Origin of the sequence: Glycomyces paridis (genome assembly GCF_004912155.1) — a bacterium.
Classification (GTDB): domain Bacteria; phylum Actinomycetota; class Actinomycetes; order Mycobacteriales; family Micromonosporaceae; genus Glycomyces; species Glycomyces paridis.
In genome coordinates, this window is the sequence record NZ_STGX01000004.1 from 182,287 (window position 1) to 208,335 (window position 26,049).

The 26,049-nt window shown below is 70.0% G+C and carries 25 protein-coding genes; 16 read left to right on the forward strand and 9 right to left on the reverse strand.

Translation table 11 applies throughout. The features are described from left to right. Positions 1 to 203 precede the first annotated feature (203 nt). Positions 204 to 1,025, reverse strand: a complete 822-nt coding sequence (locus E9998_RS06990) for a hypothetical protein (protein ID WP_136528991.1) — start codon at positions 1,023 to 1,025, stop codon at positions 204 to 206. A gap of 491 nt (positions 1,026 to 1,516) precedes the next feature. On the opposite strand from E9998_RS06990, the gene E9998_RS27015 reads away from it, so the two are divergent. The 7 genes from E9998_RS27015 to E9998_RS07025 all read left to right on the forward strand — a co-directional run bounded on the left by E9998_RS27015 (position 1,517) and on the right by E9998_RS07025 (position 10,833). Continuing rightward, on the forward strand, positions 1,517 to 1,741 hold the full coding sequence (locus E9998_RS27015) for a hypothetical protein (RefSeq protein WP_136528992.1): 225 nt from the start codon (positions 1,517 to 1,519) through the stop codon (positions 1,739 to 1,741). Between the two features lie 40 nt (positions 1,742 to 1,781). Next, the gene (locus E9998_RS07000; RefSeq protein ID WP_204745302.1) at positions 1,782 to 2,171 is read left to right on the forward strand and encodes a hypothetical protein; all 390 of its coding nucleotides are present in this window, start codon (positions 1,782 to 1,784) and stop codon (positions 2,169 to 2,171) included. Beyond that, positions 2,168 to 5,470, forward strand: a complete 3,303-nt coding sequence (locus tag E9998_RS07005; protein ID WP_192907050.1) for an ATP-binding protein — start codon at positions 2,168 to 2,170, stop codon at positions 5,468 to 5,470. The genes E9998_RS07000 and E9998_RS07005 overlap by 4 nt, the downstream gene beginning before the upstream one ends. Continuing rightward, positions 5,467 to 7,419: an MFS transporter gene (locus tag E9998_RS07010; RefSeq protein ID WP_136528994.1), complete on the forward strand. Its 1,953-nt coding sequence runs from the start codon at positions 5,467 to 5,469 to the stop codon at positions 7,417 to 7,419. The genes E9998_RS07005 and E9998_RS07010 overlap by 4 nt, the downstream gene beginning before the upstream one ends. Positions 7,420 to 7,422: 3 nt before the next feature. Further along, a complete protein-coding gene (locus E9998_RS07015) occupies positions 7,423 to 7,962 on the forward strand; it encodes a hypothetical protein (protein WP_136528995.1) in 540 nt (179 codons plus the stop codon). A gap of 74 nt (positions 7,963 to 8,036) precedes the next feature. Next, positions 8,037 to 9,125, forward strand: coding sequence for a M23 family metallopeptidase (locus E9998_RS07020; RefSeq protein ID WP_420842416.1), 1,089 nt, complete (start codon positions 8,037 to 8,039; stop codon positions 9,123 to 9,125). Between the two features lie 208 nt (positions 9,126 to 9,333). Beyond that, positions 9,334 to 10,833 (forward strand): FAD-dependent monooxygenase, encoded by a 1,500-nt coding sequence (locus E9998_RS07025; protein WP_136528996.1) that lies wholly within the window; start codon positions 9,334 to 9,336, stop codon positions 10,831 to 10,833. Positions 10,834 to 11,034: 201 nt separating this feature from the next. Here the strand turns inward: E9998_RS07025 and E9998_RS07030 are convergent, their stop codons facing one another. From E9998_RS07030 to E9998_RS07045, 4 genes are all read right to left on the reverse strand, one after another. Continuing rightward, positions 11,035 to 11,490, reverse strand: coding sequence for a hypothetical protein (locus tag E9998_RS07030; RefSeq protein ID WP_136528997.1), 456 nt, complete (start codon positions 11,488 to 11,490; stop codon positions 11,035 to 11,037). 148 nt (positions 11,491 to 11,638) lie between these two features. Beyond that, positions 11,639 to 12,046 (reverse strand): hypothetical protein, encoded by a 408-nt coding sequence (locus tag E9998_RS07035; RefSeq protein WP_136528998.1) that lies wholly within the window; start codon positions 12,044 to 12,046, stop codon positions 11,639 to 11,641. Beyond that, positions 12,043 to 12,348, reverse strand: coding sequence for a hypothetical protein (locus E9998_RS07040; RefSeq protein WP_136528999.1), 306 nt, complete (start codon positions 12,346 to 12,348; stop codon positions 12,043 to 12,045). The genes E9998_RS07035 and E9998_RS07040 overlap by 4 nt, the downstream gene beginning before the upstream one ends. Positions 12,349 to 13,130: 782 nt before the next feature. Further along, positions 13,131 to 14,021 (reverse strand): hypothetical protein, encoded by an 891-nt coding sequence (locus E9998_RS07045; protein WP_136529000.1) that lies wholly within the window; start codon positions 14,019 to 14,021, stop codon positions 13,131 to 13,133. A gap of 490 nt (positions 14,022 to 14,511) precedes the next feature. Here E9998_RS07045 and E9998_RS07050 point away from each other — a divergent pair, with 490 nt between their 5' ends. From E9998_RS07050 to E9998_RS07065, 4 genes are all read left to right on the forward strand, one after another. Then, entirely contained in the window at positions 14,512 to 14,889 is a 378-nt protein-coding gene (locus E9998_RS07050) for a hypothetical protein (RefSeq protein WP_136529001.1), read from the forward strand. After that, positions 14,886 to 15,266 (forward strand): hypothetical protein, encoded by a 381-nt coding sequence (locus E9998_RS07055; protein ID WP_136529002.1) that lies wholly within the window; start codon positions 14,886 to 14,888, stop codon positions 15,264 to 15,266. Before E9998_RS07050 ends, E9998_RS07055 begins: the two co-directional genes overlap by 4 nt. Positions 15,267 to 15,523: 257 nt before the next feature. Then, entirely contained in the window at positions 15,524 to 15,991 is a 468-nt protein-coding gene (locus E9998_RS07060) for a hypothetical protein (protein ID WP_136529003.1), read from the forward strand. A 137-nt stretch (positions 15,992 to 16,128) separates the two neighbouring features. Further along, positions 16,129 to 17,061: a UbiA family prenyltransferase gene (locus tag E9998_RS07065; RefSeq protein ID WP_204745304.1), complete on the forward strand. Its 933-nt coding sequence runs from the start codon at positions 16,129 to 16,131 to the stop codon at positions 17,059 to 17,061. A gap of 76 nt (positions 17,062 to 17,137) precedes the next feature. Here the strand turns inward: E9998_RS07065 and E9998_RS07070 are convergent, their stop codons facing one another. Then, complete coding sequence (locus E9998_RS07070) at positions 17,138 to 17,482, reverse strand: hypothetical protein (RefSeq protein WP_158299718.1); 345 nt, start codon at positions 17,480 to 17,482, stop codon at positions 17,138 to 17,140. Then, the gene (locus E9998_RS07075; protein ID WP_136529005.1) at positions 17,479 to 17,961 is read right to left on the reverse strand and encodes a hypothetical protein; all 483 of its coding nucleotides are present in this window, start codon (positions 17,959 to 17,961) and stop codon (positions 17,479 to 17,481) included. Before E9998_RS07075 ends, E9998_RS07070 begins: the two co-directional genes overlap by 4 nt. Positions 17,962 to 18,435: 474 nt before the next feature. Here E9998_RS07075 and E9998_RS07080 point away from each other — a divergent pair, with 474 nt between their 5' ends. From E9998_RS07080 to E9998_RS25195, 4 genes are all read left to right on the forward strand, one after another. After that, positions 18,436 to 18,951 carry a helix-turn-helix domain-containing protein gene (locus E9998_RS07080; protein ID WP_158299719.1) on the forward strand — a complete coding sequence of 172 codons (516 nt, stop codon included), beginning with the start codon at positions 18,436 to 18,438 and terminating at the stop codon, positions 18,949 to 18,951. 111 nt (positions 18,952 to 19,062) lie between these two features. After that, positions 19,063 to 19,665 carry a hypothetical protein gene (locus E9998_RS07085; RefSeq protein ID WP_136529007.1) on the forward strand — a complete coding sequence of 201 codons (603 nt, stop codon included), beginning with the start codon at positions 19,063 to 19,065 and terminating at the stop codon, positions 19,663 to 19,665. Positions 19,666 to 19,807: 142 nt separating this feature from the next. Then, the gene (locus E9998_RS07090) at positions 19,808 to 21,910 is read left to right on the forward strand and encodes a GNAT family N-acetyltransferase (protein ID WP_136529008.1); all 2,103 of its coding nucleotides are present in this window, start codon (positions 19,808 to 19,810) and stop codon (positions 21,908 to 21,910) included. Positions 21,911 to 21,935: 25 nt separating this feature from the next. Then, positions 21,936 to 23,084, forward strand: coding sequence for a hypothetical protein (locus E9998_RS25195; RefSeq protein ID WP_158299720.1), 1,149 nt, complete (start codon positions 21,936 to 21,938; stop codon positions 23,082 to 23,084). On the opposite strand, the gene E9998_RS07100 is transcribed toward E9998_RS25195, so the two are convergent. Then, a complete protein-coding gene (locus tag E9998_RS07100) occupies positions 23,081 to 24,286 on the reverse strand; it encodes a hypothetical protein (RefSeq protein ID WP_136529009.1) in 1,206 nt (401 codons plus the stop codon). The genes E9998_RS25195 and E9998_RS07100 overlap by 4 nt on opposite strands. 132 nt (positions 24,287 to 24,418) lie before the next feature. After that, on the reverse strand, positions 24,419 to 25,153 hold the full coding sequence (locus tag E9998_RS07105) for a hypothetical protein (protein ID WP_136529010.1): 735 nt from the start codon (positions 25,151 to 25,153) through the stop codon (positions 24,419 to 24,421). 396 nt (positions 25,154 to 25,549) lie between these two features. Between E9998_RS07105 and E9998_RS07110 the strand changes: the two genes are divergently transcribed. Continuing rightward, positions 25,550 to 26,044, forward strand: coding sequence for a hypothetical protein (locus E9998_RS07110; protein WP_136529011.1), 495 nt, complete (start codon positions 25,550 to 25,552; stop codon positions 26,042 to 26,044). Positions 26,045 to 26,049: the final 5 nt, after the last annotated feature.

A 26,049-nucleotide genomic window follows, 5' to 3' on the forward strand; every position in this document is an offset into this window, starting at 1 on the left:
CGCTCACGCACCACCAGATCCTATAGGATATATCCTATAGGGTCGATGTCCTCGGTGCTCCGTCCAGCTGCACGCAGGTGAACAGCGCGCGAATCTTCCATCACGGTCCGGGCTCCCGGTCCGATCGACCCACCAGGCCCGTTCCGGCTGCGCCGCTGCGGCATCACACGCCGACAGCGCTGGCCCGATCCGATCGCCCGTTCCTACTGCGCCGCTTCGCTCTCCGAAGAGCCGTTGTCGCCGTTCTCCAGGGGCCAGACCGTCGCCTCGACCGATCCGACCAGTTCGAGAGGGCCGACGAGGGAGGCGGTGCGGGCGACGGTGAAGTCGTCGAGGGCGAGGAGGCTGATGCCGCCGCGGCTCTGGGCGACGGCCGCGTAGAAGGCGCCGGTGCCGCGGTCCTGGAAGACCCAGCCGGGCCGGGTGTCGGTCGGGATGGTCGGGACCTTGGTCCGTACGGCCGGCTGGGAGCCGGTGGCGGAGATGTCGGGTGCGAACGGCGGCAGCGGGTGCCGCGGCTCGGGCGCGTAGCGGTGCGGGTAGTCCTGCGACAGTTGGTGCTGAGACTCTGGTTCCATGGGGGTCTCCGTGTAGTCCGGCATCTGGTAGCGGGTCGGGTCGCCCGAGACGGGGATCGGGGGCGGCGCCTGCGGGTGGTCGGGGACGGCGATGAGCGTGCGCATCTCGACCCTCCCGGCGACGGCGCTCACCAGCCACAGTCCCACGGCGAGCGCGAGGAGGTCGACCCCCACCGCCAGCAGCACCCGCAGGTTCGCGTTGAGGCCGGTGCCGATCTGCGACAGGGAGAACAGCCCTGCGGCGAGGGCGAAGACGACCAGGCCGAGGAGCGCGCCGGTCATGACTGCCGGGCGTCCCATGCGCGGCGCCGGCGCGGAGGGCCACTTCTCGGCGGCCCGGACGCCGCCGAGCGCGGCGGCCGAGAGCGCGGCGACGGCGAGACCTGCGACGGCGAAGGCGATCGCGGCGACGGTGAGCCGCCCTGCGATGTCGTCGATGTAGTCCATGGTGGTCTCCGCGAGGTCGGTGCTCGGCCTGGTGGCCGGCGGTTCGGGCTGGCTGTCGTCGTGCCGGTCGGTGCCGGGTCGTCGGGGTCTATTGTGCGGTGCCGCGCAGGTTTCGAGCGTAGGACACCGGGCGACCCCAGTTTAGTGTCGGATTCCCGACATGGAGTGATCGCGGGCATTGGATTGCCTTGACGGGGCGAATCGCCTTCACTGTCAAGGGCGAGTACCCACTGCGGGCCGCACCGTCGCTCTTCGAGCCGACGAAGGTGCGTTCCGTCAGGGGTCCGGCATATGATGAGGGCAGAACCCGCAATGGGTTGGGAGACAAGAAACATGAGTGAAAATTGCGTTACGTGAGGTGCAAGTGGCCTGTGTGACGGGAGGATGGGACTGACGATGATGAGAGAGACACTCTGGACCGTGTTTTTTGGGGATCATCGGTTTCTTCCTGTCCAAGATCGCCNGCCGCGCACGCGCAGGCCGGCGCCGAGATCAACACCTCGGGGATCATCGGTTTCTTCCTGTCCAAGATCGCCCCGATCCTGCTGGCCATCCTCGGCCTCATCTTCATCGCCCGCGCCAACAAGGGCGAGGTCAGCCGGGTGCTCACCTCGTCGACCATCGCGATCATCGGCATCGCGTTCATCGCCGGAGCCGTGGTCCTCGTGGCCGTCGGCAACGGCCTGGTCGACGTGCTCTTCAGCCAAGAGGACTAGGTCGGACATCGCCCCATAGGGCAGCGGACGGAGGACGCCAATGCGCTTGCGCACCGACGACGACATCTATCGTGCCCGCCTGCTGTACCTCGGCCCTCCCGGCTACACGCTCCCCGTCCACCTGCCGTACGGGCAGTACGGGGCATTCGCCGCGCTCCTGGCCCTGTTCATGCTCCTGCGCTGGGCCTTCACCGGGGACGTCGACCTCTTCCCCGCCATCGAGATCTCCCTCGCCCTCGTCGCCACCTCGCTGATCTTCCGCTACGTCGACGCCGACCGGCCCGCGACCACCGTCGTCCGCACGCTGCTCACCGACTGGAAGCACACGCGCGGCGACGGGCGCGAAACCCGCGTCCCGGCGTTCACGACCCGTTCGATCCGCCTGCGGCCCACGCTCGTGGAGCCCGTCCGAACTGAGGAGCGCCTATGAGCGGCGAGGACCGCCGTCAGCCCGTCGCCAAGTTCTCCGCCCCGCGGCCGCCCGCACCCGTGCGGGACCGCGAGCGGCACTCCGGCGAACTCGGCGACGACGCCACCGCTCTCGCCGATGCGGTGTTCAGGGCGGAGCCCGCAAGAGGGCCCAGTAGGGCGGAGCCCGCCAGAGGCTCCGGCAAGGCAGAGCCCGCGAACGGCTCCGGCCAGACCGCGGGCGCGCCGAACCGCGTCGAGCCCGCCCGGCCGCCGCAGCCTTCGCAGCCGCGGACCGAGTCCGCGCCGCGCCCGCCCGCCGCGCCGCAGAGCGCCCCGGCCCCGCAGCGCACGCAGCCGAGCGCACCGCAGGCGGCCCGGCCCCCGTCCTCCCCAGTGGACCCGGCGGGACACGCTTCGCCACCTGCGTCGATGACCCCTCCCTCCACCGTTCGTCCACAGGGTTATCCCCAGGGTTATCCACAGAATCAGCCGAGTTATCCACAGGGATATCCACAGCGTTACCCACAGGCTCCGACCAGCGGGAATCCACAGGCTTATCCACAGGACGGCGGAAGTTATCCACAGCCGGGGCAGAGTTATCCACAGGCTGTTGACCAGGGTCGCGGGCGTTCCGCCGCAGGTGGCGGAGGCTCGGTCGCAAGTCGGCAGCGGACGGCGCAAAAGACCGCACAACGGGTGCCCGGCCAGGACCTCGTCCCGGTCAAGCAGGCCCGCGCCGAAGCGCAGCAACTCGTCGAGACCGCCGAGCCCAAGCCGACCCGCGTCAAGCCGCTCGCGACCCAGAAGGAGCGCCAGCCGCTCCGCGAGCTGAGCCTCACCGAGATCGCCGGGCACGTGACCTTCACGCCCGCCTCGGTCACCGCCTGGTACGTACTGCCCGGCGTGCGCTGGTCCTTCCGTCCCGACCTCGAACGCGAAGCGCTCATCATCGCGATCGCCGAGCAGTTCGCCGGGCTCGCCGGGATGCGCGTCCACCTGCGCCGCACCACCCGGCCGTTCCCGGCCGACCAGTGGGCCCGCACCGTCGACCGCCACACCGCGCGGCCGCTGCGCACCGTCCCCGGCGGCACCAGCTGGGCCGACCACCTGGTCGCCGCCCAGCGCCACCTCCAGCAGCTCTCCCACGCCGAGGGCGAGACGTTCCTCGGCATCACCTTCTCGCGCCGCGGCGCGTTCGACCAGCTCGGCGAGAAGGTCGGGCGCATGTTCGGGCGCGGCACCAAGCTCTCCGAACGCGAGAAGATCGAGAAGCGCAGCCTCCAGTTCGACGAGGTCCTCGGCTCGTTCGGCGTCCGCGCCCACCGCGCCACCACCGCCGAACTCGAATGGCTCGTCTACCGCTCCGTCGCGCTCGGCATGGAACCGCCACGCCTGCTCTCGGGCTCGGACGGCGACTGGGAGGCCGGGGACGTCCTCGCCCTCACCGAGTCCATCGAGCGCTACCGCAGCCCCTACGGCTCCACCGTCAAGCTCGTCAACCGCCTCACCGGCGAGGAGAAGCACACCGCCGTCCTCACCGTCGGCCGCATGGAGGAACTGGAGATCCCCCAGCGCCACGAGCCTTGGCTGCACTTCCACGAGCGCTGCCCGTGGCCGGTCGAGCTGTCGAGCCGCATCGACATCCTCGGCCCCGGCGAGGCCTTCCGCGACCTCGACCACCGCCTGCGCCTCATCCGCAGCCAGCAGCGCGACTACGACGAGCACTCGATGGACGCCCCGCCCGAGCTCCAGCGCCTCGCCGAGCGCGCCCTGGGCGTCGGCGACGAGATGACCACCGGCCTGCCCATCGACGCCGCGCGCGCCCACGGCTGGCACCGCCTCGCCGTCACCGCCGACACCAAGGAGGAGTGCCTGGAGCGCGCCCGCACGCTCATGCAGATGTACCAGCGGGACATGCGCATCAGCCTCCAGCACCCCAAGAACCAGGACTGGCTCGCCCGCGAGTTCATCCCCGGCGAGCCGGTCGCCGGGACCGGGTACGTCCGGCGGATGCCGGTCAAGCTCATGGCCGCGGCCCTGCCGCAGGCCGCCTCCACCGTCGGCGACCAGCGGGGCGACCTCATCGGCCGCACCGCCGGCACCTGCCGCAGGCCCGTGTTCCTCGACCTGCACTTCGCCACCGAGGTCCGCGAGAAGTCCGGCCTGTCGGTCTTCGTCGCCGAACCCGGCGGCGGCAAGTCGACCCTCATGGGCGCCATCGGCTACCTCGCGGCCCGGCGCGGCGTCCAGGTGACCCTCCTCGACCCGTCCGGCCCGCTCGCCCGCCTGTGCGAGATGCCCGAGCTCAAACCGTTCTCGCGCGTCCTCAACCTCACCGGCTCCGAGTACGGGACGCTCGCGCCGTACGCGCTCATCCCCTCGCCCAGGCGCGAGCACTACCCCGACTCACCGGACGGGCAGCGCGAGTACGACATCGCCGTCTCCAACGCCCGCTCCGAACGGCGGATGCTCGTGCAGGACATCTGCTCGATGCTCCTGCCGCCTCAGGTCCAGCGCGAGGCGAGCACCGCCCGGCTCCTGCGCCACGCCGCCCGCCACGTCCCCGCCGAGGAGGACTCGGCCCTCGAAGACATCGTGGAGTCCCTCCAGGACGCCGAGGACCACGTCTCCGGCGACGGCGCCGAGCTCGCCGCGCTCCTGCTCGACACCGCCGAGATGCCGCTCGCGAAGCTGTTCTTCGGCACGCCCGACAAGGGCGTCCTGGAGGACGACACCGCGCTCACCGTCATCACCATGTCCGGCCTGCGCCTGCCCGACCTCGGGATCGAACGCGAGTACTGGTCGGCCGAAGAGGCGCTCGCGCTGCCCATGCTGCACACCGCCCACCGGCTCGCCGTCCGCCGCGCCTACGGCGGCGACATGCACCGCCGCAAGCTCGTCGGCCTCGACGAGGCGCACTTCATGGAGGGCTGGAAGTCCGGCCGCTCCTTCCTCGTGCGCCTCGCCCGCGACTCCCGCAAGTGGAACCTCGCGGCGCTGGTCGCCTCCCAGAACCCGAAGGACATCCTCGGGCTCGACGTGCAGAACCTCGTCTCCACGGTCTTCGTCGGCCGCATCGCCGAGGACGCCGAGGTCGCCGAGGAGGCGCTCAAGCTCCTGCGGGTGCCCACCGGCGTCGGCTACGAGAGCGTCCTCGCCTCACTCTCCGAAGTGGACGCCGCAAACACGAGCAAGCTCCCTTACCGCGAGTTCGTCATGCGCGACGTCGACGGCCGCGTCCAACGCATCCGCGCCGACTTCGGCTGGGTGCGCGGACTCCTCGACTACCTGAACACCACCCCCGGGGAGGAAAAGTGAACGACCCCTCCGCTCACGACCTCGCACCGCCTCCCCCTCGCAGACCCGGCCCCCTCAAGCGCGCGCTGCGCCTGACGAGCCGCCTCCTCGTCGTCCTCGCCGCCGTCGCCGGGGCACTCGTCTTCACCCCCGGCCTCGCCGGGGCCCAAGCCGACGAGGGCTGCACCGACTACGAGTGGCACAACTCGTGGACGCAATGCCTGGAAGAACTCCCCGAAGCGCAGGAACTGCCCTGCGAGGCGGCGCCGCAGCCGGCGTCCCCGGACTCGGGTATGGCGGGCTGGTTCGCCGACCCGAGCAACCTCGACAAGAGCGAGGGCATCGGCACCTACAGCGCCTACGGCTACGCCGGATACCAGCTCCCGATGTACGGCTCGCAGGAGATGAGCATCGGCGGGCAATGCGTCCAAGGCGTCTCGATCCCCAACGGCGCCGACACCGCGAACGCCCTGGCCAACATGGAGTTCAGCCTCTCGGTTGCGACCGTGGGCGCCGCGAACTCGATGCGGCAGGCCGCCTGGGAGCCCGACACCATGTGGGGCTGGTCGAACGACTTCATGGAGCAGGGCACCGAGGTGCTCTACCGCCAGGTCTTCACGGTCTTCGGCGCGGTCACCGTAGGCCTCATCGGCATCTACCTGCTGTGGCGCTCCAAGCAGGCCGACATGAACAACGCCATCACCACCGTCGCCTGGGCCGCACTCATCCTCGTGCTCGTCACCGCAGTGGTGCGCTGGCCGGTCAAGGCCGCCGAGTTCACCGACAAGGCGCTCACCATCGGCATGGACCTGAGCGTGGTTCTCATCGCCGACGACGCGGCCGAGGGCTGCGCGCGTGAGGACGACCTCACACAGGCTGAGTACGACAGACTCAAAGAGGCCAACCAGGCGAACCCGAACTTCTGCATCGACACTCGGTCCGCCGCAGTCACCGCAGCCGACACGGTGTCCAGCCAGGTGCTCTACCAGAACTGGCTGCGAACCATGCTCGGGCAGAGCGAGGAGTTCACCTACGAGAAGCGCGGCGGCGAGGTAGTCGAGGACGACGACGGCAACCCCGTGGTGCTCGATGCGAACACCGCATACAAGTACGGTCCGGCCCTCTTCGCGGCGCAGGCGTTCTCCTGGCAAGAGAACCAGGAGGCCGAGGGTTCCCCGACCGTCCGCGATCGGCTCATCTCGGAAAAGCAGGAGACCTGGCAGGGCCTGGTCGCCCAGATCCAGACCGAGGACCCCGAGGCCTTTGCCAACATCAGCGGCCAGCGCGCCTGGGAGCGCACCGGCACCGGCTTCCTGGCCCTGCTGACGGCGATCTTCTTCTCGCTGTTCGACCTCACCGCCTCGATCCTCATCATCCTGGGCTTCATGATCGTGCGCTTCGCGATCGTGGCCCTGCCGATCATCGGCACCATCGCGCTCCTGCGTCCCGCGGGCGGACCGTTCAAGCGCCTGGTCAACACGGTGCTCGGCGCGATCATCAACGTCGCGATCTTCTCGCTGGCGGCGGTGATCTACGTCTGGGCCTCGGGCCGCATCCTCGCCACCGCAATGCCCGTGTGGCTGCAAGTGGTCATGATCGGCCTGCTCGGCGTGGCCGCCTGGCTGCTGCTGCGGCCGGGCAGGCGCATAGCCGGGATGGTCGGCGGGCGCGGTCCGTCCGAGGTCCTGTTCGCGCGCCGCTCGGACTCGGGCGACAAGGACCGGGACGGCGACCGGTCCGGTTCGGGCGCACCCCGCAGCAACGGCCGCCCGGAGCACGCGGGAGGTCCGCTCCACGACCTCAACCGGCAGGTGGAGGACTTCAAACCGGGCGAGACCGCGGACAACATCCGCAGCATCCGCGACCAGAACGACTCCCTCCCAGGGCAGCCGGGCGGCGGTTCGAGGTCCGAGTCGACCTCGTCCGCAGGCGGCGGTGGAGAGGTCTTCCGGCCCGCCGGGAAGGAGTGACGGATGAACCGCGTCCTTCGGATCGTCTTCTCCCGCTACGGGATGATCGTGATCATCCTGGTCCTGGTGCTCGGCGTGATCGCGCTGGCGCAGACGCGGGAGGAGCTTCCGCTCGACGGCAGTGACGCGGGTTCGAGCGGCGTCGACGGCGAGGCGACCTCGGAGGCGTTCACCGAGGACGACGGCCTCGCCACCGAGGCGTGCGACGGCGAGGACTGCTACACCGATGCCGAGCTGCCGCAGGAGGCCCTCAACCGGGCGTCGGCGTTCGCGGAGGCCTGGCTGAACCCCTACGGCTACGGCCCGGACGGCTGGCACGATTCGATCGCGCCGTTCCTCACCTCGGACACGGCGGACCTGATGGAGGGCGTGGACCCGTCGACGGTGCCCGCCGAGGAGCGGACGGGTGAGCCGACGGCTTCCGGTTCGAAGGTCGCAATCCCGATGGACACCGGCACGTTGACGCTCACCATGCACGAGGGGGCCAACGACTGGACCTCCAACGGTTGGCTGGTCTCCGCGATCGACTGGGAGCAGCTGTGAGCACCGTCCCCGAGAGCGAGCAGACCGCGAAGGAGCGTTACGAGGACCCGGAGCGTCCGAAGGTCCCCAAGCGCCTGCGTCCTCTCTTGTGGACGCTCACCGTGGTCAGCGTGTGCTGCCTCGGCATGGTGATCTCGATCGTGCAGCTCCTGTCCGACCAGTCGAGCGACGACGACGGGAGCGTGGTCCTGGCGGGCTGCGGCACCGTCGGCGACATCGACATGAGCGGCGAGTTCCCCGCGATCGAACCGTACAGTTCCGAGCAGGTCGGCAACGCCGCCATCATCATCGCGGTCGGCCAGGAGCTCGACGTCCCCAGCCGCGGCTGGATCATCGCGGTGGCGACCGCGATGCAGGAGTCGCGCCTGACGAATCTCGGGCACCTCGGCGACCGGAACGACCACGATTCGCTCGGCCTGTTCCAGCAGCGTCCCTCCTCCGGTTGGGGCACACCGGATCAGGTCACCGACCCCGTCTACGCCTCGACGAAGTTCTACGAGAAGCTCCTGACGATCGAGAACTGGGAGTCGCTGCCGCTCACCGTGGCCGCCCAGCGGGTGCAGATTTCCGCCTTCCCCGACGCCTACGCCAAGCACGAGCCGAAGGCCATCGAGATCGTCAACACCCTCACCGGCGGCGGCGCCCGGATTCCGGCGGTGTCAACCGATCTGGGGACCTGCACGCAGCCGGGCCAGCTGTCGGCCGCGGGCTGGATGATCCCCGTCGAGGGGCCGATCAACTCCGGTTTCCGCACCTCGCAGCGCCCCTCGCACGACGGCGTCGACATCGGCGCGCCGCGCGGTTCGACCATCGTCGCGGCGTCGAGCGGCACGGTGATCACCTCGGAGTGCAACGCGAGCCTGTACGGCGAGTCGTATTCGTGCGATGTGGATGGTTCCCCCGAGGTCGCGGGCTGCGGCTGGTACGTCAACATCGTCCACGCCGGGGACTACCTGACCCGCTACTGCCACATGGGCTCGGCGCCCCTAGTCAAGGAGGGCGACGTGGTCCAGGCGGGCCAGATCCTCGGCTACGTCGGCTCCTCGGGCCGCTCCAGCGGGCCGCACCTGCACTTCGAGACCCACTTGAACGCCGACCGGAGCTCGGCCGGAGCGGTGAACCCGATCCAGTTCATGGAGCAGATGGGCGCCCCGCTCGAATAGCGGACTCGCCGGTCCCGGCGCCGCTGAAATCGCTCGACGCGAGCCGCCGTGCCTGGTAGTTTGCTGTGGACCGCGACGCCGACCGAGGAGGTGAGACCCGTGAACAGAGCATCGACGTGGGTACTCCCCCGACTCGTCACGGTCGGCGACTGACGCAACCGTCGCCGGGAGCGCCTCGACAATCAGGCACTTCCGAAAGGCGACACCGATGAGCGCTTCGCGCCTCACCACCGAATCCGCGGCCGAGAACGACTCCAGCGGCACCGATCCCGCGCCCCACCACGACTTCGACGTGGTCATCGCCGGCTGCGGCCCGACCGGCTCGATGCTGGCGGCCGAACTCCGGCTCCACGACGTGCGGGTGCTGGTCCTGGAACGCGACACCGAACCCGCCTCCTATGTCCGCATCGTCGGCCTGCACATCCGCAGCCTCGAACTGCTGGCGATGCGCGGCCTGCTCGAAAGTATCGCCGAGCACGGCAGGCGCCGCCCGGCCGCCGGCTTCTTCGCCGCCATCGCCAAACCGGCCCCCAAGGATCTCGATTCGGCGCACGACTTCCTGCTGGGCATTCCCCAACCGGTCGTCGTCGGGCTGCTCGAAGCGCACGCCGTCGAACTGGGCGCCGAGGTCCGGCACGGCCGCACCGTGACCGGCTTCGAGCAGGACGAGGACGGCGTGACGGTCGCACTCGCCGACGGCGAACGGGTCCGAGCGCGCTTCCTCGTCGGCTGCGACGGCGGACGCAGCACGGTCCGCAAGCTCCTGGGCATCGACTTCCCCGGTGTGCCCACGCGGAACGAAACGCTCATGGGCGAGATGGAAGCCGAAGCACCGCAAGCGGAGATCGCCGCCAAGGTGGCGAAGGTCCAGGCCACCGACCGGACTTTCAGCATCACTCCCTTCGGCGGCGGACGCTACCGCGTTATCGTTCCCGCGGGTGAGGTCGGCACTCGGACGCAACCGCCTTCGCTCGAAGACTTCCAGCGGCAACTGTCCGCCTTCGCCGGAACCGATCTCGGGGTGCACTCACCGACCTGGCTGTCCCGCTTCGGCGACGCGACCCGACTCGCCGAGCACTACCGGGTCGGCCGGGTGCTCCTGGCCGGGGACGCGGCGCACATCCATCCGCCGATCGGCGGCCAGGGCCTCAACCTGGGCATCCAGGACGCGTTCAACCTCGGCTGGAAGCTCGCCGCACAGGTCCAAGGTTGGGCGCCCGAAGCGCTGCTCGACACCTACGAGGCGGAACGGCATCCGGTCGCCGCGGACGTCCTCGACAACACCCGAGCGCAAATGGAACTGCTAGCGCCCGGACCAGGTCCGCAGGCCGTGCGCAGGCTGGTTTCCGAGCTGTTGGACTTCGACGAGGTGAACCGCCTCCTGACCGGGAAGATCACCGCGGTCGACGTCCGCTACGACTTCGGCGAGGGCCCCGACCTGCTCGGCCGCCGCCAGCGCGACATCGAGACGTCCCACGGCCGCCTCTACGACCTCCTGCACCGCGGCCGCGGGCTCCTGCTGGACCGCACCGCACGGCTCACCTCGGCCCGCTGGTCGGACCGCGTCGACCACTTGGCCGACACGACCGCTGAACCCGAGGTCCCGGCGCTCCTCCTGCGCCCGGACGGCCACATCGCCTGGGTGGGCGACGACCAGCGGGACCTCGACGATCAACTCGTCCGCTGGTTCGGCGAACCCACCGCCTGAGGCCCCGGCTTACCTGGGCACCGCCCCGTTTCCGCCGCCTCCAACGAATCGGTCCGAATTTTCCGGCGCGACTCGGCGGCGCCCGATTCGCGATTGTCGGTCCGGTATGGCAGAGTCAGGGTGTCGGCGCGCTGCCCCACCGCGGCGCGCCGACGTTCCCCTTGCAGCGGTAGCGGCCTCGCCGCTTCGACGGGACCGGATTCAGGTCTTCGACTGGAACTGCGGTCTGGTCTCCTCCGGCAGGAGCCCGATGAACTTGGTCGTCGCCCCCTCGCAGACCTCCGGGTCGTATCCGGTCGCGATCCTCATGCCGAGTTCCGGATAGGCGTACACGCCGCCGTACGGACCGGCCAGTTCATGCCCGAGACCCCGCATGTTCTCGAGCACCTCCTCCAGCGGCCGGTTGAGCAGCCGGACGCCTCCGAGCCGAACATCGCCTTCATCGTTGTTGATCTCGATGAACACCAGACGGTCGTCTGCGTCGTACTCAAAGGAGACCAACGAGGCGGTGTAGAGGTCCGTGAGCCCTGAATGCGATTCGGACGGCCAGGACTCGAACTCGCCGAACAGTCCCCGGTGCTCGGCTCGATGCTCGCCGAACCGGGCTCCCTCCAATCCGAGCCTCGGAAGTACGGAGAGAGGGAACTCGAGCATCATGAGCACTCCTGTCGGAAGAGGTGGGTTCATCGGCATCGTAGTGGCGTCTCGCCCGTCGATTCAGGCCGAGATCGCCCTCCGATTTCTTCATTCGAAGCGCTGGCCGGTGCGCTACCGCCGCGTCGCACCGACCAGCACCCCGTGTAGGTCAGCCTTCGCAGTTGCGGGCAAGGCTGCCCCAGATCCGAACGGCTTCGGCCACGATCTCCTCCATGTTCGTTGAGGCCCACTCGACCTCGAGCGGTGCGCTCACTCGCAGGCCCGGTTCCGTGGTGTCGAGCCGGATCACCGATCCGAGCGCGCTCTCGGGCACGGTCCCAGCGCTCAGGGTCGTGATCCGAAGGCGCGCTTGCGAGGGGAACGCCTCGAAGTGCAGTTGCCTGCCGCCGATCCGTCTGACGGCATGGGCGGAGGTGAATCCGTGAGCTGATGCGGGCTCCTTCCCTGTCGGGTCCGGTTCGGCGTTCACCAGGCGAAACCTACCCACGGCACCGCTCACCAGGGCGCGCAGGAATCCCGATGCCGGGCCGTTCGGGCAATAGAGTTCGTAGCTCACAGCGCGACCGCCTCTCGGAGGGCGTAACCCGCATCGAAATGTCGTTCCCATTGGGCGAGGTAGGGGTTGACGGGGCGCCGATCCTCGCCCGGCGCCCCGGTGAGCAGCGATGCGGCCTTGACCTTCGCGAGCCCGATGGCGGCGCTCGCGGATCTGGGACGCGCGGGCCGGGGCGCTCGCCTCCATTCGACTTCGATGCACGGCAGCGCCGTTCCGAGTGCGGGTGCCTGCTCGGTCCGCTTGGCCCAGGGCGTCAGGAGCCGAAGCCAGAGGATTCGCAGCGAGGTCCAGAGCCGCGGCACGCGGCGCTCTCTGGTCAGGTCGGCGACGAGGTGTGCTCGGTGCAGCTCATGGGATTCGATCAGGAATCGCGACCAGGCCTGTTCTCGGAGGCGCCCGAAGTCGTGGCGACGGCCGTCGTCTTCGGCGCCGCCTCGGCCCCTGGTCGGCGGTGTCGAAGGCGGTGGCGGCGGTCCGCCGAAGCGACCGCCGCGCGGTTCTTCGGCTCCTTCGGAGGGCGGGCCCGGAGACGGCCTGTGTTCCGGGCGTTCGCCCTCGGCCGGATCGGGCAGTTGCCCTCGCCGGTGCCTGCCGGTCCGCCGGTCGGCGTACCACCCCGGGGAGCCGAAGGACCCGGGATCGGCCGGGTCGTCCGGGCGGTCCCGGTCGATGATCCAGGTGTCACCGGGCCTGTGGCGAAGCTGGGCAGTGTCGGGTCGGGGGTCGGGCCTCTGCGATTCGGGGTCGCAGCGGCCGGAACCAGACTCCTCTCGGCTGGCTCCGGCAGCTTGAACCACCTGGTCAAGGTACGCGGGAAGATCCGGTCGGCGATTCTGGTTCGCACCGGAATGACTGTTTCCGGGCAGCCCGGAATAGCGTATGGTCGAAGACGACAACGGAGCTTGCTCCCTTGTTTTGGAGCCGCCCGGTGGATCTTGTTTGGCGACTAGGGCCACCGGGCGGCGTCGTTGAGACGGCCATATGAAGTTGGAACACGCTTCGAAGCGCGCTGACCAAATGGTGAGGGAACAACTCCCGGTTGTCAACCACCCCTCACGGAGTGTCGCGAAGTCTCAAATGGACTTCAGTCCTCCGGCCCGGCGACCAGCCCCTCCCCGCCTTCGACGGATGAGACGCAGTCTCCTTGTACGCCAACAATAAAGTCAAAGGTCTCAACGGCGATCTCGCCCTCGAGCTTGATGCTCACATCGAAAATCGTGGCGGAAGTCTCTGAGTTTTCATTCTCCACGGCCCCCAAGGAGTACCCGGATCTCCAGCCATTCTCCGTCTCCCACTCGCCGATGACCGAGTTGAGCTGCACAGCCATGATCCCGAAGAACGAGTCGCATTGCATCTCAGTAGCGGCGGTGACATCGCGATTTCCAACGATCTGGGTCATGTAGTCGTTGGCGATCAGGGCCGGATCGCCGACTTCAGTCGAGGAGTCATCAGAGCTCGGCTCTTGGCTCGCAGTCCTAACGGCGTCGGAAACGCAGAACTTCCCACTATCGAATTCCTGCACTGTCACCATGAACTCTTCGAATCGACGTTCATTCCTATAGTTGTAACTGACAGTTCCCGTGATGCTCACTCCAGCCGCCACGCTGATCGGATCACCGGTACTCGCATCGATACGAGGCGCACCACCGAGCTCCTTCGCGTAGTCCTCACTGATGGAGTTCAAGTCCGAAGGCTTTACCTCAGGAGAAGCGTCAGCGCAAAGTACGTTGTCCGCATCCTTCAGGTCTCCAGACGAACCAGCGACCAGGTAACTCCAGGCCGCCCCCTTTGCATCGGTTGCGTCTGCTTCCCAGGGATCCTCATCTTCGGGACTGCCGGTGGCGGCGAAGCCTGGAGCCACCCAAGCTCCGAGGGCCAGAAGGATGATCCAGCCTGCGGTCAGGGTGCCGACGCGCTTCCACTTGCGGGGCGGGTCGGCGAACTCGGTGTTCTCGTCCTCGTCGACCTCGACCACGCGGTACTGCTTCCCCGAGGCGCTCCGGACGACCGAGGCGGAAGCTCGGTTGGCAGACCGTCGCGCACGACCACGGCCGGCGACACGCCGGAAGACACCTCTACGCATGAGGCTCACCCTATTGGACGAGGCCCACCGACATCAAGCAACAGACCAGCTCTCGACCTCACGCGAACACTTCGGTCACCCGCCCTGCCTGTATGAAAGCTACGATTGATCGCCACAGAACGAAACTCGGCCTCACCTCGCCAACAGGAAGACCTGCCGCGGACACGCCGCCTCCGCTCCGAAATCTGTGCCCATGCCCTCCTCCTCCGGCGAGACGAAGAGCGGCACTGGCAAGTACTCCCCCTGAGCAGCGGGCGGTCGACGCCTGGCTTGAGACCCCCGGCAATACGCTGACCACCACCCACGGTCTGGAACTCACGGGAGTGATCTTCCAGAAGTACGAGTATTGAGCGATTCACGATTCGAGAGGGGCATTCTGATCATGATCGAGCTCGCGATCTGGCAGCACGCAGGCGTTCCGGGCCTGAGCGAGGCCAAAGCGCAACTCCAGAGCATCATCGGCGACCAGCATCCTGTCCCCGTGCAGGAACTCGGGCCATCGATGCAGGAGTTCGTGCGAGAGGTTCAACGGCGGGTTCCCGGCATCGGGCTCGTCGGTTCGCAGGGGCCCGCCGAGGACTCGCGCTACTCGCGCCACGGCGTCGTGGTGCAGCTCGGGAACGACCTGCCCGAGAATGCCTACGAACTGGTGTTGAGCACCGCGAACAAGCTGAAGCTCGCGTTCTACGACCCGGACATGGACCTCGCCGTCGGATCCGAGGACATGAGCGACATCGCCATTCACGATAAGAAGTCTTGATTCAAGTTCGGGAGCTGGGGATCTGGTCGGCGCCGCAGTTGCTCGACGTCGCCGCCGCCGAAGCGCGGTTCCAGTCCGTGCTTGAGGACGAGGCGCCCGTGCCACTGGACGGCCTCGAACCACGACTCCAGGCGTTCGTCGGCCGGGTCGCCGAGCACGCCCCACAAGCCGAGATCGTAGCGGTAGGGCGCGGCGGCGGGGGGCCGCTGTACTCGCGTTCAGGAATCGTCGTCCGATTTCCCAACGAGATCACGCGAGAGGTCTACCCGAGTGTGATCAGCTCTGCCATGAAGCTTGATCTGCACACTTATGACCGCTTTCGAAAGTCCGTCACCGGCAGAAGCGTGGATCCCGACATCACCACCCGCTCAACCTGAGCCGTCAGCTCTCAGTCAGGTGGAAAGGCGACGACGATGGCGGTCTTTCACGCCCTCGTCGAACTCGCCCGCCCGAAGCGCTTGTGGCCCGGCAGACTCGTACTCGCCCGAGTCGGTTATCCGACAGCGCTTCAGCGCAGACCCGTGTTGCGATGGCCGGTGCGGGCGGCTTCCGTCGCTCCGAGCGGATTCATCACTGAACGAATCGAGACCGGACCATGGCATCACGTCAGGCGGGCGACAGGATCAGCTTTCGAGTGCGACACCCGTCGATGAGGATCGACTGCCCGACGACGTTCGAGGCCGAGATCCCGTCTCCTGAGGCAGGTCCCAGTTCCTCCCACGCCATATGCGACGAGTGCGGAGAGACGGTCTGGGTCCAGGTCCTACCCGCCCGGCCGCCTCGCACCTGGAAGGGCCGGACGGCCATCGCGGTCCTGGCGACGGCGGCGCTGGGGATGTTCATCGGCGCCATCGCGAGGATCAGCACCTGGACCGACGAGAACATCGACGCGCCACCGAGCATGTCCGCCAACAGGGCCGGTGCCATCGACGCCCTCTTCAGCGACGGCGCATCGGCGGCACTCTTCCTCGGGTTCGTCATCCTGCTGATCGCGCTGATGGCAACGGCGTCGCGAGGCGCCGCCCTCCAACCCCACCCCGACTACATCGGCAGGCACGGACTCAGCGAGGTCAAACGACAGGAGCACCGCGCCGCCGAATGAGCAAGTCGCCCTGACCTTCGAGACCGCCCGATCAGGTCGCTGCGACCGAACCGCCTCCAGGCCCCTCCCTCGCGCGGGGGAGGCGGGACCCGCCGGAGAGGGACGCCGATCGGTTGCGGCGATTCGAGACTGGGGGCATGAGCCTCTCGTTTCAACAAGCGCTGCATATCGTCACGACCGCGCCGGCGCCGCGGCGGCGGCCGGTGCGGGATGTGGTGGCGATGTCCAGGCCGCGGTTCTGGACGGCGTCGGTGGTGATGGCGGAGATCGGGTTCGTGCTGGCGACGCAACGGCTGGTGCCGCGCGGGCCGGAGCTGGTGGTGATGGCGCAGTTGATACTGGTGACGGGCCCGCTGCTGTGGCTGGCGGTGCTGGCGGTCAACGACGCGCACGACCTCGCGAGCGACCGGTTGAACCCGCGCAAGGCCGCCTCGCCGCTCGTGGCGGGCAGGGTCTCACCGCAGGGCGCCGTGCGGATCGCGCTGGCGGCGGGCGGCGCCGCGGTGTTGGCCGCGTTGTCGATCGGGCCGCTGTTCGCGTTCGGGACCGCGCTGGTGGTGGCGCTCGGGTGGGCGTACTCGGTGCCGCCGGTGCGGTTGAAGGCCAGGCCCGGCGCCGATCTGCTGGCGAACGCGGTCGTGGGGGTGCTCGGGCCGCTGGGCGGCTGGGTCGCGTTCACCGGTGGCGCGCACGGCTTCCCGTGGCAGCTGGCGGTCCTCGGGGTCCTCGCGGCGGCGGCGCTGTACCTGCCGACCACGGCCGCCGACAGGGACGCCGACCGGCGGGCGGGGATCGCGACGATCGCGGTTCGGCTCGGCCCGCGCGGGACGTTCGAGCTCGGCTTCGCGCTGTGGACGGCGAGTGCGGTCATGGCGTTCTTCCTGTCGTACAACGGCGTCGTCCTGGACCGCTCGCTGCTGCCCGTCCAGGCGGTCGCGACCCCGATCCTGCTGGTGCTGTATCGGGTGCTGCTGAAGGGCAGGCCGTCCTTCACGGCCATCACGGTGGTCGCGACCGCCTATCTGGTCCCCTGCGCGGCCTTCGCACTGACCTATGTGGAGTCCATCTGAGGCCGGTGCGGCGGGCTGCGGGCGCTTGTCCTTCCCGAAGCGCCGCTGCTGAACGGCCGCGCCCGAAGCGGTGACGTCACTCGGGGAGGTTCTCGAGTTCGGGGAGGCGTCCGTGTGCGACGGCGGCCGCGGCGGCGGCGAAGTCGGGGGCTTCGCCTGCCGCGACGAGGAGTCGGGCGAGCGCGTCGGCGGCGGAGGCCTTGTCGGCCGCCGCCGCTCTGCGTTCGAGTGCGTTCGCGCCGTTGAGGGCCCGATGCGCGCGGAGGTAGTCGGCGACGAGGAGGGCCCGCAGTTCGCTCCAGCGGACGGCGTTGCCGAGTTCGGTCGCGGTGCACTCGCAGTCGGGCCTGGGCTCGCGGCAGCGGCGGCAGGGGCGGTCGGTCGTCCGCGGTCCGCCGGCCTGGGGACGGGCGCCGGTCATCGGGTGCCGTTCACGCGGGTCGGGCCGGGGCTCGGCGAGGCCCGGAGGCGCTCGCCGAGGGCCGGGGCCGATTCGAGCGGGAGCCCGTTGTCGCCCTTGCCTTCGGGACTGAACCGGTGCGAGTACCCCTCGGTCATGGTCGCCGACACGCCTTCGAGCCGGCCGGCGGCGGCTTCGAGCTCGACCGAGATGGTGCGGACCTGGTAGGCGACCTCGCGCAGGCGCACGACGACGTCTCGTTCCTTGGTGCCGTCGTCGAGGTGGATGACGTGGTTGGCGAGGGCGCGGCTCAAGTCGTGGAAGCGCTCGTCGAGGGCGCCGACGACGGTGTCGTACTTCCAGGAGGAGAGGCCGCGCTGATGCAGGCCTGCGGCGGCGAGCGCGAGGTCGTCGAGAGCGTCGGCGACGAGCTGCCTTGCGGTGAGGACGCGGACGACGGCGTCGTGCACGTCGACCGGTTTCGTCGTGGACTCGGTCATGTGGGACTCCAAGCATGGTGCGGTGGATCGAGGGGGCCGACGGAGGATCGCCGCATTCGGCGTCCCGCTCGCCGCGGGTTTGCAGGGAGGCCCCGCCCCCTCCAACGGGGCCTCCCGATCGGGGGAGTCGTGCTCTACCCCGTTCTCGGCGGCCCCCCACCCTTCAGAAGTGACCGGCCGAGCGTCCGAGGGCTCCCGCAGCGGAGTGCCCTCTCGCATCTGGTGGCATATCAGGTTTCCACTCAGATGACGTATCGATGCGTCGTATCTTAGCCACATGACCTACAGATAGGTCAAGACTTCCGGGCGAAAAACTTCTGCCATAGCGAGAACTCCCTGTTCAAGTGCGCCATGAAACCTGAGCGTCACCCCCCGAACACCCGCAGCAGCGACCGCATGGCTACGATGACGTATCCATGAGCACTCCTATATCGGACAAGGAGGGAAGATTCATATGCCAGCTACACTGTGACCGTGACAGATGAAGACTCCATCCAAGACGGGCCCGGCGAAGTTCCGTCGCTGCGGAACCCCGCGTTCAAGGACTGGGTCGAACGTTCCGTCACCGAACTGCAACGGCTACACGGCTGGACGAAGGCCGAGGTCGCAAGGCGCGGAGGCCTGTCGCGTCAGCAGGTGAACCGGTGGCGCGGCATCGGCGGACCGCAATCGCTCCCCGAGGCCGAGACGCTCATCGTCTTCTGCCGGAGTCTGGACCTCGATCTGGCAGAGCCCTACCGCATTCTGGGATGGGACGCCGCGACGCCGACGGCCGGCGGTCGCAGGCCCGCCCCGCACCCCGTCGCCGACCACGAGCTGCGCATGAAGATGCAGCGGGTCCGCTTCCTACTGGAGGACCCGTACCTCGACGATGACGATCGCGCGCTCCTGGAGCACATGATGGACACCCTGATCGTCCAACTCGAGGTCCGCGTGGCGCGTCGGCGGGAAGCCGTCGAGCGGGACGGGACCCGGTCCGCGGGAGGGTGACGACGACGGTCCCGATCGGATACCGTCGCCGTCGAGTACGTGAGCGTCTCGTAACCGGCCGCCACCACTGTGGCGTCCGAGGATCGTCACCACCTGAAGATTGGTCTCGTCATGGCCTATCAGCACAACGGGATTCGCATCCCCTCCGATCACATCAGACACCGGAGTTCACGCTCCGCCTCCGCCGCCGCGCTCATCGCAGGACTGGCAGGGCTCCTCGGCATAGGAAGCCTCGTCCTCCTCCGCCCGAGCCCCTCGGCGAGCACGGCGATCGCGGTCCTCGCCAGTTCCGCGTTCGTCTGGGCCATCGCGTACTTCGCGGTGTTCTCCATCAAGCGGGCGGTCGCCCGGGCCTGCACCACGCAGACCGAAGAGGCCGCCAACCTCCTGGCGCACCTGATGGTGCTGTCGCAGGAGAACGCGGCACTCGCGAACGACACCGTCCTGTTCCGCAGCGCCCTGTCCCGGCAGGCCCTGGAGATACACGTCCTCAACGGCCACCACACCGAACTGCGCCTGCGGTTCGACGAGCAGCAGCTCCTGCTGCGACGCCAGGCGAAGTCCTCGGCCGACGCGCTGCGGCGCGTCAAGTCCATTCAGTACATCCTCAGGATGGCGCCCGAGGAGGAGCCGTTCCCGAGCGCCTATGCGGGGGTGGACGAGGTCGCCTCCGGGCGGCGCCGTCTGCGGCTCATACGAGACGACCAGTCCTGACCGGACGCGGCGGGGCGGGCGGGTGGGCACCCGTCCCGACGTGGGACGAAGGCCCGGTGGGACCGAATCGGGTCGGGCGCGCCGCTCCCGCTGGGATACTGGTCGCGTCCGGAACGGCTCGCGGAGGGGCACGGTGGGGGTCGTGGAGTTCGCGGTGGTGGAGGTGCGGCGTCCGGGGGCGATGAGCGCCCGGGTGTACCGGGAGTTGTTCGCGCCCTCGTTTCCGGCCGAGGAGCTGGAGAGCGAGGCGAGCGTGGAGGCGGCGCTCGACGCGGGCGAGGGGAGCCTGCTGGTCGCCGTCGACGAGGACGGCGCGCCCGGCGGGGCGGCGTTCGGGCGGTGGTCGGAGGCCTCGCGGGTGCAGTTGCTGACGTACCTGGCGGTGGACGGGCGCACGCGCGGGCACGGGGTGGGCGGGCGTCTGCTGCGGGAGGCGGTGGGGGTGTGGCGGGAGCGGTACGACCCGTGCCTCGTCGTCGCCGAGATCGAGTCGCCCGACGCGCCCGCGAGCGAGGCGCACGGCGATCCGCGCCGGCGCCTGGCGTTCTACGAGGCGGCGGGCGCGAGGGTGCTCGACCTGCCGTACTTCCAGCCGGGCATCGGCGGGCCCGCGCACCGGGTGCCGGGGATGCTGCTGCTGGCGCTGCACGTCGCGCCGCCGTTCACGCCGGACGGACCGGACCTGGTGGCCGCGGCGCCGCTGCGCCGGTTCATCGTGGAGTACCTGGAGGCCTCCGAAGGCAAGGTCGGCGCCGACGCCGAGACCGGGGAGCTGCTGCGGGCCCTCGACCGGCCCGGCGGCGTGCGGCTCGACGCGCCCGGAGGTGGCCGGGCCTCGTTAGCCTCGGGCGACATGACCTTCGGACCGCCCGCGCCCCATTCGCACCTCGACGTCCTCGACGGCCTCGGGCTCTTCGAGTTCGCCGTGGGGCACAACGCGTTCGAACTGCGCATCGGCGGCGACCCGATCGCCTGCGACGAGCACGACCAGGGCGGCTCGATCGGCTGGATCGCGAAACGCCTGGTGCCGCAACCGGACCGCGACGCCCTGCACCGCCCGGACGCGTGGGTCGAACCCGAGGAGTGGGACGTGCTGCGGCAGTGGCTTCGCCATGTCGAGCCCGGCGACGACCCGGCGCCGCTGCGCCCGCTCGTGTCGCTCATGGAGTCCGGCTCCTACCGGGTCTCGATCCAGACGCTCCCGTACGTCCACATCAGAGCCGCTGATCCGGCGAAGCCGTCGTTCTGGTACGCCGACGAGGACCTCCCCCAGTTCGGGAACACGTTCATCCCGACCCACCACTGGCCGCCGCCGGACCGGGAGGCGGTGGCCGACTACCGGGCCCGCCTGCGCACCGGGCGGGCGCATCCGGCGGTCGTGCTGCTCACCCACCCCGAGTCGGCCGCGTACTACGTGCTCGACGGGCACCACAAGCTCGCCGCCTACCTCGCGCTGGAGCGGGACCCGGTGTGCGTGATCGTCATGCCCGAGACCGAGCGCTCCCGCGGACACCTGTCCTATCTGGACCACGAGTCGGAGGAGTACCGGTTCGAGGAGAACGCGTTCGGCGAGGGCGTGCTCGCGCTCCACGGCGTCGACGGGGCGAGCGCGCTGCGCATCGGCGGGAAGCCGTTCCTGGTGGAGGGCTACACGGGCTCGGGCACGGTCGACCGGTTGGCGGTGCGCTCGGGCAATCCGTGGTTCCGCCGCAAGGTCCGGCACCTGCGCGACTGGCTGCGCGAGCCCGACCAGTGCAGCGCCGCGGAGATGACGCGCACCATCTGGCGGCTGCTCGCCCCCGGCCGGTACGGCCTGCGTCGCTGGACCCCCGAGGTCTACTACGTCCAGTCGACCGCCGAGCGCCGATACACGAGCTGGTACGTCGGCATCACCACGCCTGATCTGGGCCCGGTGCTCGTCCCGACCGACCAGTGGCCGCCGCCCGACCGAGACGCCGTGCACGAGTACCGCCGCATGATCGAGGACGGCAAGCGGCCCTTGGTGCTCACGATGCGGGCCGGGCCCGCCGAGGACGAGGAGGACGCCGTCGCGTTCATCGTCGACGGGCACCACAAGCTCGCCGCGTACGCCCTCGCGGGCGTCGCCCCGCACTGCCTCGACGTCGCGAAGTCCTCCGAGGAGGTCGCGTGCGCCCCGCACGACCTGGTCACCGTCGTCGGCGGCGATCCCGAACTCGCACGGTTGACGGCGAACCTGCTGCGCTACCTTGAGAAGCCGACCTGACCGAGGGATCGCGAGGAGCGCCGACATGCCCGAGACCCCGCAGCGCGACAATCCCTGGATCCGCTGGAGCCCGCCGGGCAAGGCCCTGCGGATGCGGGCCCTGCGCGCGGACGCCGCGGTCTCCCACGACCGCGCCGAGCTCGACGCCGCCGGCGAGGCGCGGCCGGGCCTGCTGCGCCTGCGCGTGGTGACGACCGCGACCGCGGGACCGGTCGACCAGGTCCGTGCCACGAAGCGGGGCAAGGACATGTGGGTCCCCGTCTGCACTGTCGACGACGAGCCGGTGTCCACCGGCTTCGGCACGCTCACCGTCCCCATCGGACCGGGCTCGCATGTGGTCGCGGTGCAGACGCAGGACTCCGCCGAGCCCTGCTGCACCGCACTGCTCGTGGACGGGGAGGCGGGCGCGAACCTCGTCTACGCCGCCCCGCACCTGCCTTCGGGGGCGGGACTGACCGAGGTGTCCCAGCACGGGCGCCTGGGCCGCCCGGGCGTCATGCCCGCGCTGTGGCCCGACTACCGGTACCTGCGCTGGTTCTCCTACGCCGTGCTCGCGTTCCTGCTGACGGCCTTCGCGACCGGCGCCGTCGGCGCGCTGACCGTCGGCTCGGGGCCGGTCGCCGTCGCGCTCGCCGCCGCGATGGTCCTCGTACCGTCCACATTGGTCGCCTACGTCGTGGGCGGCCGCGTCAAGCGCCGCCGCGACCGCGCCGTGGCCGACGCCGCCGCCCGCACCGAGACCGCGCTCGACTTCGCACCCGTTGCGGCGCAGGACTGTTGGCATCTCGCCGAAGGCACCGAAGCCCCTGCGCCGCGGCGGCCGGGCCACGGCCTCGTCGTGGTCCGTCAGGAACTGCGCCAGTGGCCCGACCCGGTCCCGCAGGAGCCCTTGTTCAAAGCGCTCCCCCAGGCCGCGGCGACCACGCCCGCGCCCCGCGTCGCCGTCGGCGGCCGCAACCTCCCGACCGGCTGGGGCGCCTGGGCCCTCGAAGTCCCCGTCGGCCGCCACCTCGCCGAAGCGACCCTGAACGGCGCCAAGGGATCGACGCAGGTCGAGGTGACCGCGGGAGGCCACACCGACGTGGTGGTCGCCGTCCGCACCGAGCACCGCTGGAGCGGCACCGGCGCGGACGCGACGCTCACCGCCTCCACGCACCGGGTGGAGGTCCGCTAGCCCTCGGCGACCGCGTGCAGGTCGTCGTGGATCGTGCGGTCGGTGCCCTCGTACGTGTCGCGGACCTGCTGCATCTTGTCGCCGTGGTCGGCGAGCGTGATCGATACGAACTGGACGTCCTGCTCGTACGTCGCGGTATTGTCGTTGTAGCTGCCCGCGAAGAACAGGCCGCAGATCCCCCAGGTCATCTCGCCGCCGGCGATCTCCTTGATCTTGTCGCTGATGTCGGCGGCGTTGCCCGACTGGGCGACGAAGCTCGCCTTCGCGGTCGTCAGCTCCTCCAGGTCCACCGCCAGGCCCGCGTCGAGGTTCGCCTCGACCGCGCCCGCGTTCCCGCCCCGGTCGAAGCCCTCGCCGAACAGCGTCCGCGCCGAAGCGGCCGTCGCTGCCACGAGCGCGCCCAGCAGCACCCCGTAGATGCCCTTCGTCGTGAACACCTTCTTCAGCGCCTTGAGCAGCGCCCGGAGGATGCCCTTGACCGCCCAAGCGATGAACGCGCCGATCGACCCGCCGAACGTGAACGTCGAGGACGCCAGCGCGATCGCGCCCGCGTACAGCAACTCCTCCAGCAGCGCCGCCAGGATGCCCTTGATGACCTCGTAGATGAGGTTCGCGAGCGCCTGCGCCCAGGCCAGGCCCCGCTGGATGACGTCGGCCTGGTCGGAGAGCGCGTCGATCGTGTAGCACAGGGCCGCAACGCTCTTGCTCGCCCCGTTCGCGGCCGCGCCGCCCCAGGACTGGAGCGCCGTGGCGGCCTTCTCGGCGACCTCGCCGGAGAGCTCGTGCAGGGCGACCTTCACCATCTCCCAGTCGTCGATCTGGTTCTGCATCTCCTCGGCGTCCCCGGCGACCTCCTTGAGCAGGTCGTCGAGCGGCTCGATGTAGGCGAGCAGCAGGTCGATGATGAAGTTGGCGCCCAGGAACGACAGCGGCGACTGGCCCGCCGCGCCCATCTTCCCGGTCATGTCGGCGAGCTTGAGCCCGAAGTCGGCGACGCTCGCGGCCGCGCCGACGACGCCGCCGAAGATCTCGTCGCCGCCGCCCTCGTTGATGCCCTGGAGGTTGTCGTACATGCCCTTGAGCATCCCGCCGAACAGCGGCATGGTGCCGAACGCCTTGATGGCCTCGGTCGTCGATTCAGGAGGCTTGTCCTCCTTGTAGGCGTTGATGTCGGAGCCATGCTCGGACCACTGGTCGCTCACGGTGCACCTCGTTCGTGCTCGCCTCCGCGCCCGAGGGGACCGCGCGTGCGCGCACCGGCGGGGAAGGGGTGATCAGGTAGGACCCGACGATACCGAGCACCCGCCACCGCACGGCCCGTTCAGGACCGGGCCTCAGCGTCCGCCCTCCAGGTAGCGCAGGAGGTTCGCGGCCGACGCTTCGAGGCGCCGGTCGCCGCCGGTGACCTCGCGCAGGTCCTCGGGCCTGCACGGCCTGCGGTCGGCGAGGCGGGCGATGTCGAGGAAGTGCGGGGCGACCTGGGCGCGGCGGTAGGCGGCGAGCTTGTGGTGGCCGTCGAGGAGGAACGCGGCGCAGTCCTGCTCGTCGCCGGGCGGCTCGGAACGCAGGAGGACCGCCAGGGGCCGCTCCCCGCGCTCGATCGCGGCGGCGTACCCGGCGAGGGCCTCCTCGTCGGGCGGGGGCCACTGGTCGGTGGGGATGACCGCGGTGCCCTCGGTGCCGATGGGCTCGTACGGGTACCACCAGGCCGTCCGGTTCTCCCCGAACGGTTCGATGTGGACGTTCGCGTCACGCCAGACGCGCACGCCGTAGTCCCCCGGTTGCAGCAGCGCCAGCAGCGGCCGCGCCAGGCCCACCGGGTCCTCGTCGGGGACGGTCGCGGCGAGGCGGTCGCGCAGGACCCGCAGCGAGGAGCGCAGGCGGGTGTCGCGGGAGCGGATGGCGAACCGGTCGATCGAGCCCGAGCCGGTGTAGCCCTCCACGATGACCGGCCGCCAGCCGACGCGGAGGGCGCTGGCGCCGTCGTGGCCGCCGACGGCGATGGTGCCGTCGCCGTCGCCGACCTCCACCACCCGGTATCCGAGTGATTCGGCCAGTCGCGTGATCATCCGCCCCTCCGTCCGCGTGCGGCCGGCCCGGGCAGGGCCGACGGGCCCGCCCGGTGCGCGCCCCCTGCCGGCCTGGGCCGCCGCGAGGCGGCCCGGGCCGTGGCGCGATCGGGCTCCTGGCGGGCCTCCGCACATCGTAGGGCCCGGCGGCGTTCCGGGCCGGTGCGGCCGCGTCGGCCTCCGGGCCGTGGGGCGGATACCCCGGGCGGGGCCGGTTCGAAACCTGTTCGCGGCCCCCGATTCCGCCGTTCGGGGAGGCGCGGCGGCGCCGCGGGGCCATTACACTGAAGGGCACTGTCACTCAATGGCACGGCCGCTGCGCCGCACGGCCTTCCCCCGGCGCCTCGCCGTTCCCTTCCGCCCCCGGGCCGGTTCCCCCCTTCAGGAGTGCACGTCATGAGCGACCCCCTTCCTCCCTTCCCTCCCGGTCCGGCGCCGGGGGCGATGCCCGGTGCGACCAGGGCGGCCGTGGTGCTGCTGTGGATCGGTGTCGGCTTCGGCGTCTGCGGGGGTCTCGCGTCCCTGTTCGGTGCGGCGACGCTCGGCGCGCTGGAGGACGACGGGCAGGTCATCCTGCCCGAGTCGTTCATGCCGCTGCTGGTGGTGTCGATCGTGCAGATCACGGTGTGGACGGTGCTGCGCGGCGTCTTCGCGGTGAAGATCGCCCGGCGCAGCGCGACGGCCCGCAAGGGCGCGGTGATCCTGGAGGCGGTGGGGCTGGCCCTGTCGCTGGTGTCGTGGGTCGTCACGCCCGACATCGAGGTGGTGGGGGCGCCGACGCAGACGAACGAGGGCGCGGCGATGGTCGGCGCGGTCCTGGGCGCGGCCGTGGCCGCGGTCGTCATCGGCACGCTCATGTCCGAGGCGTCGCGGCGCTGGTGCGACCGCTGAGGCGG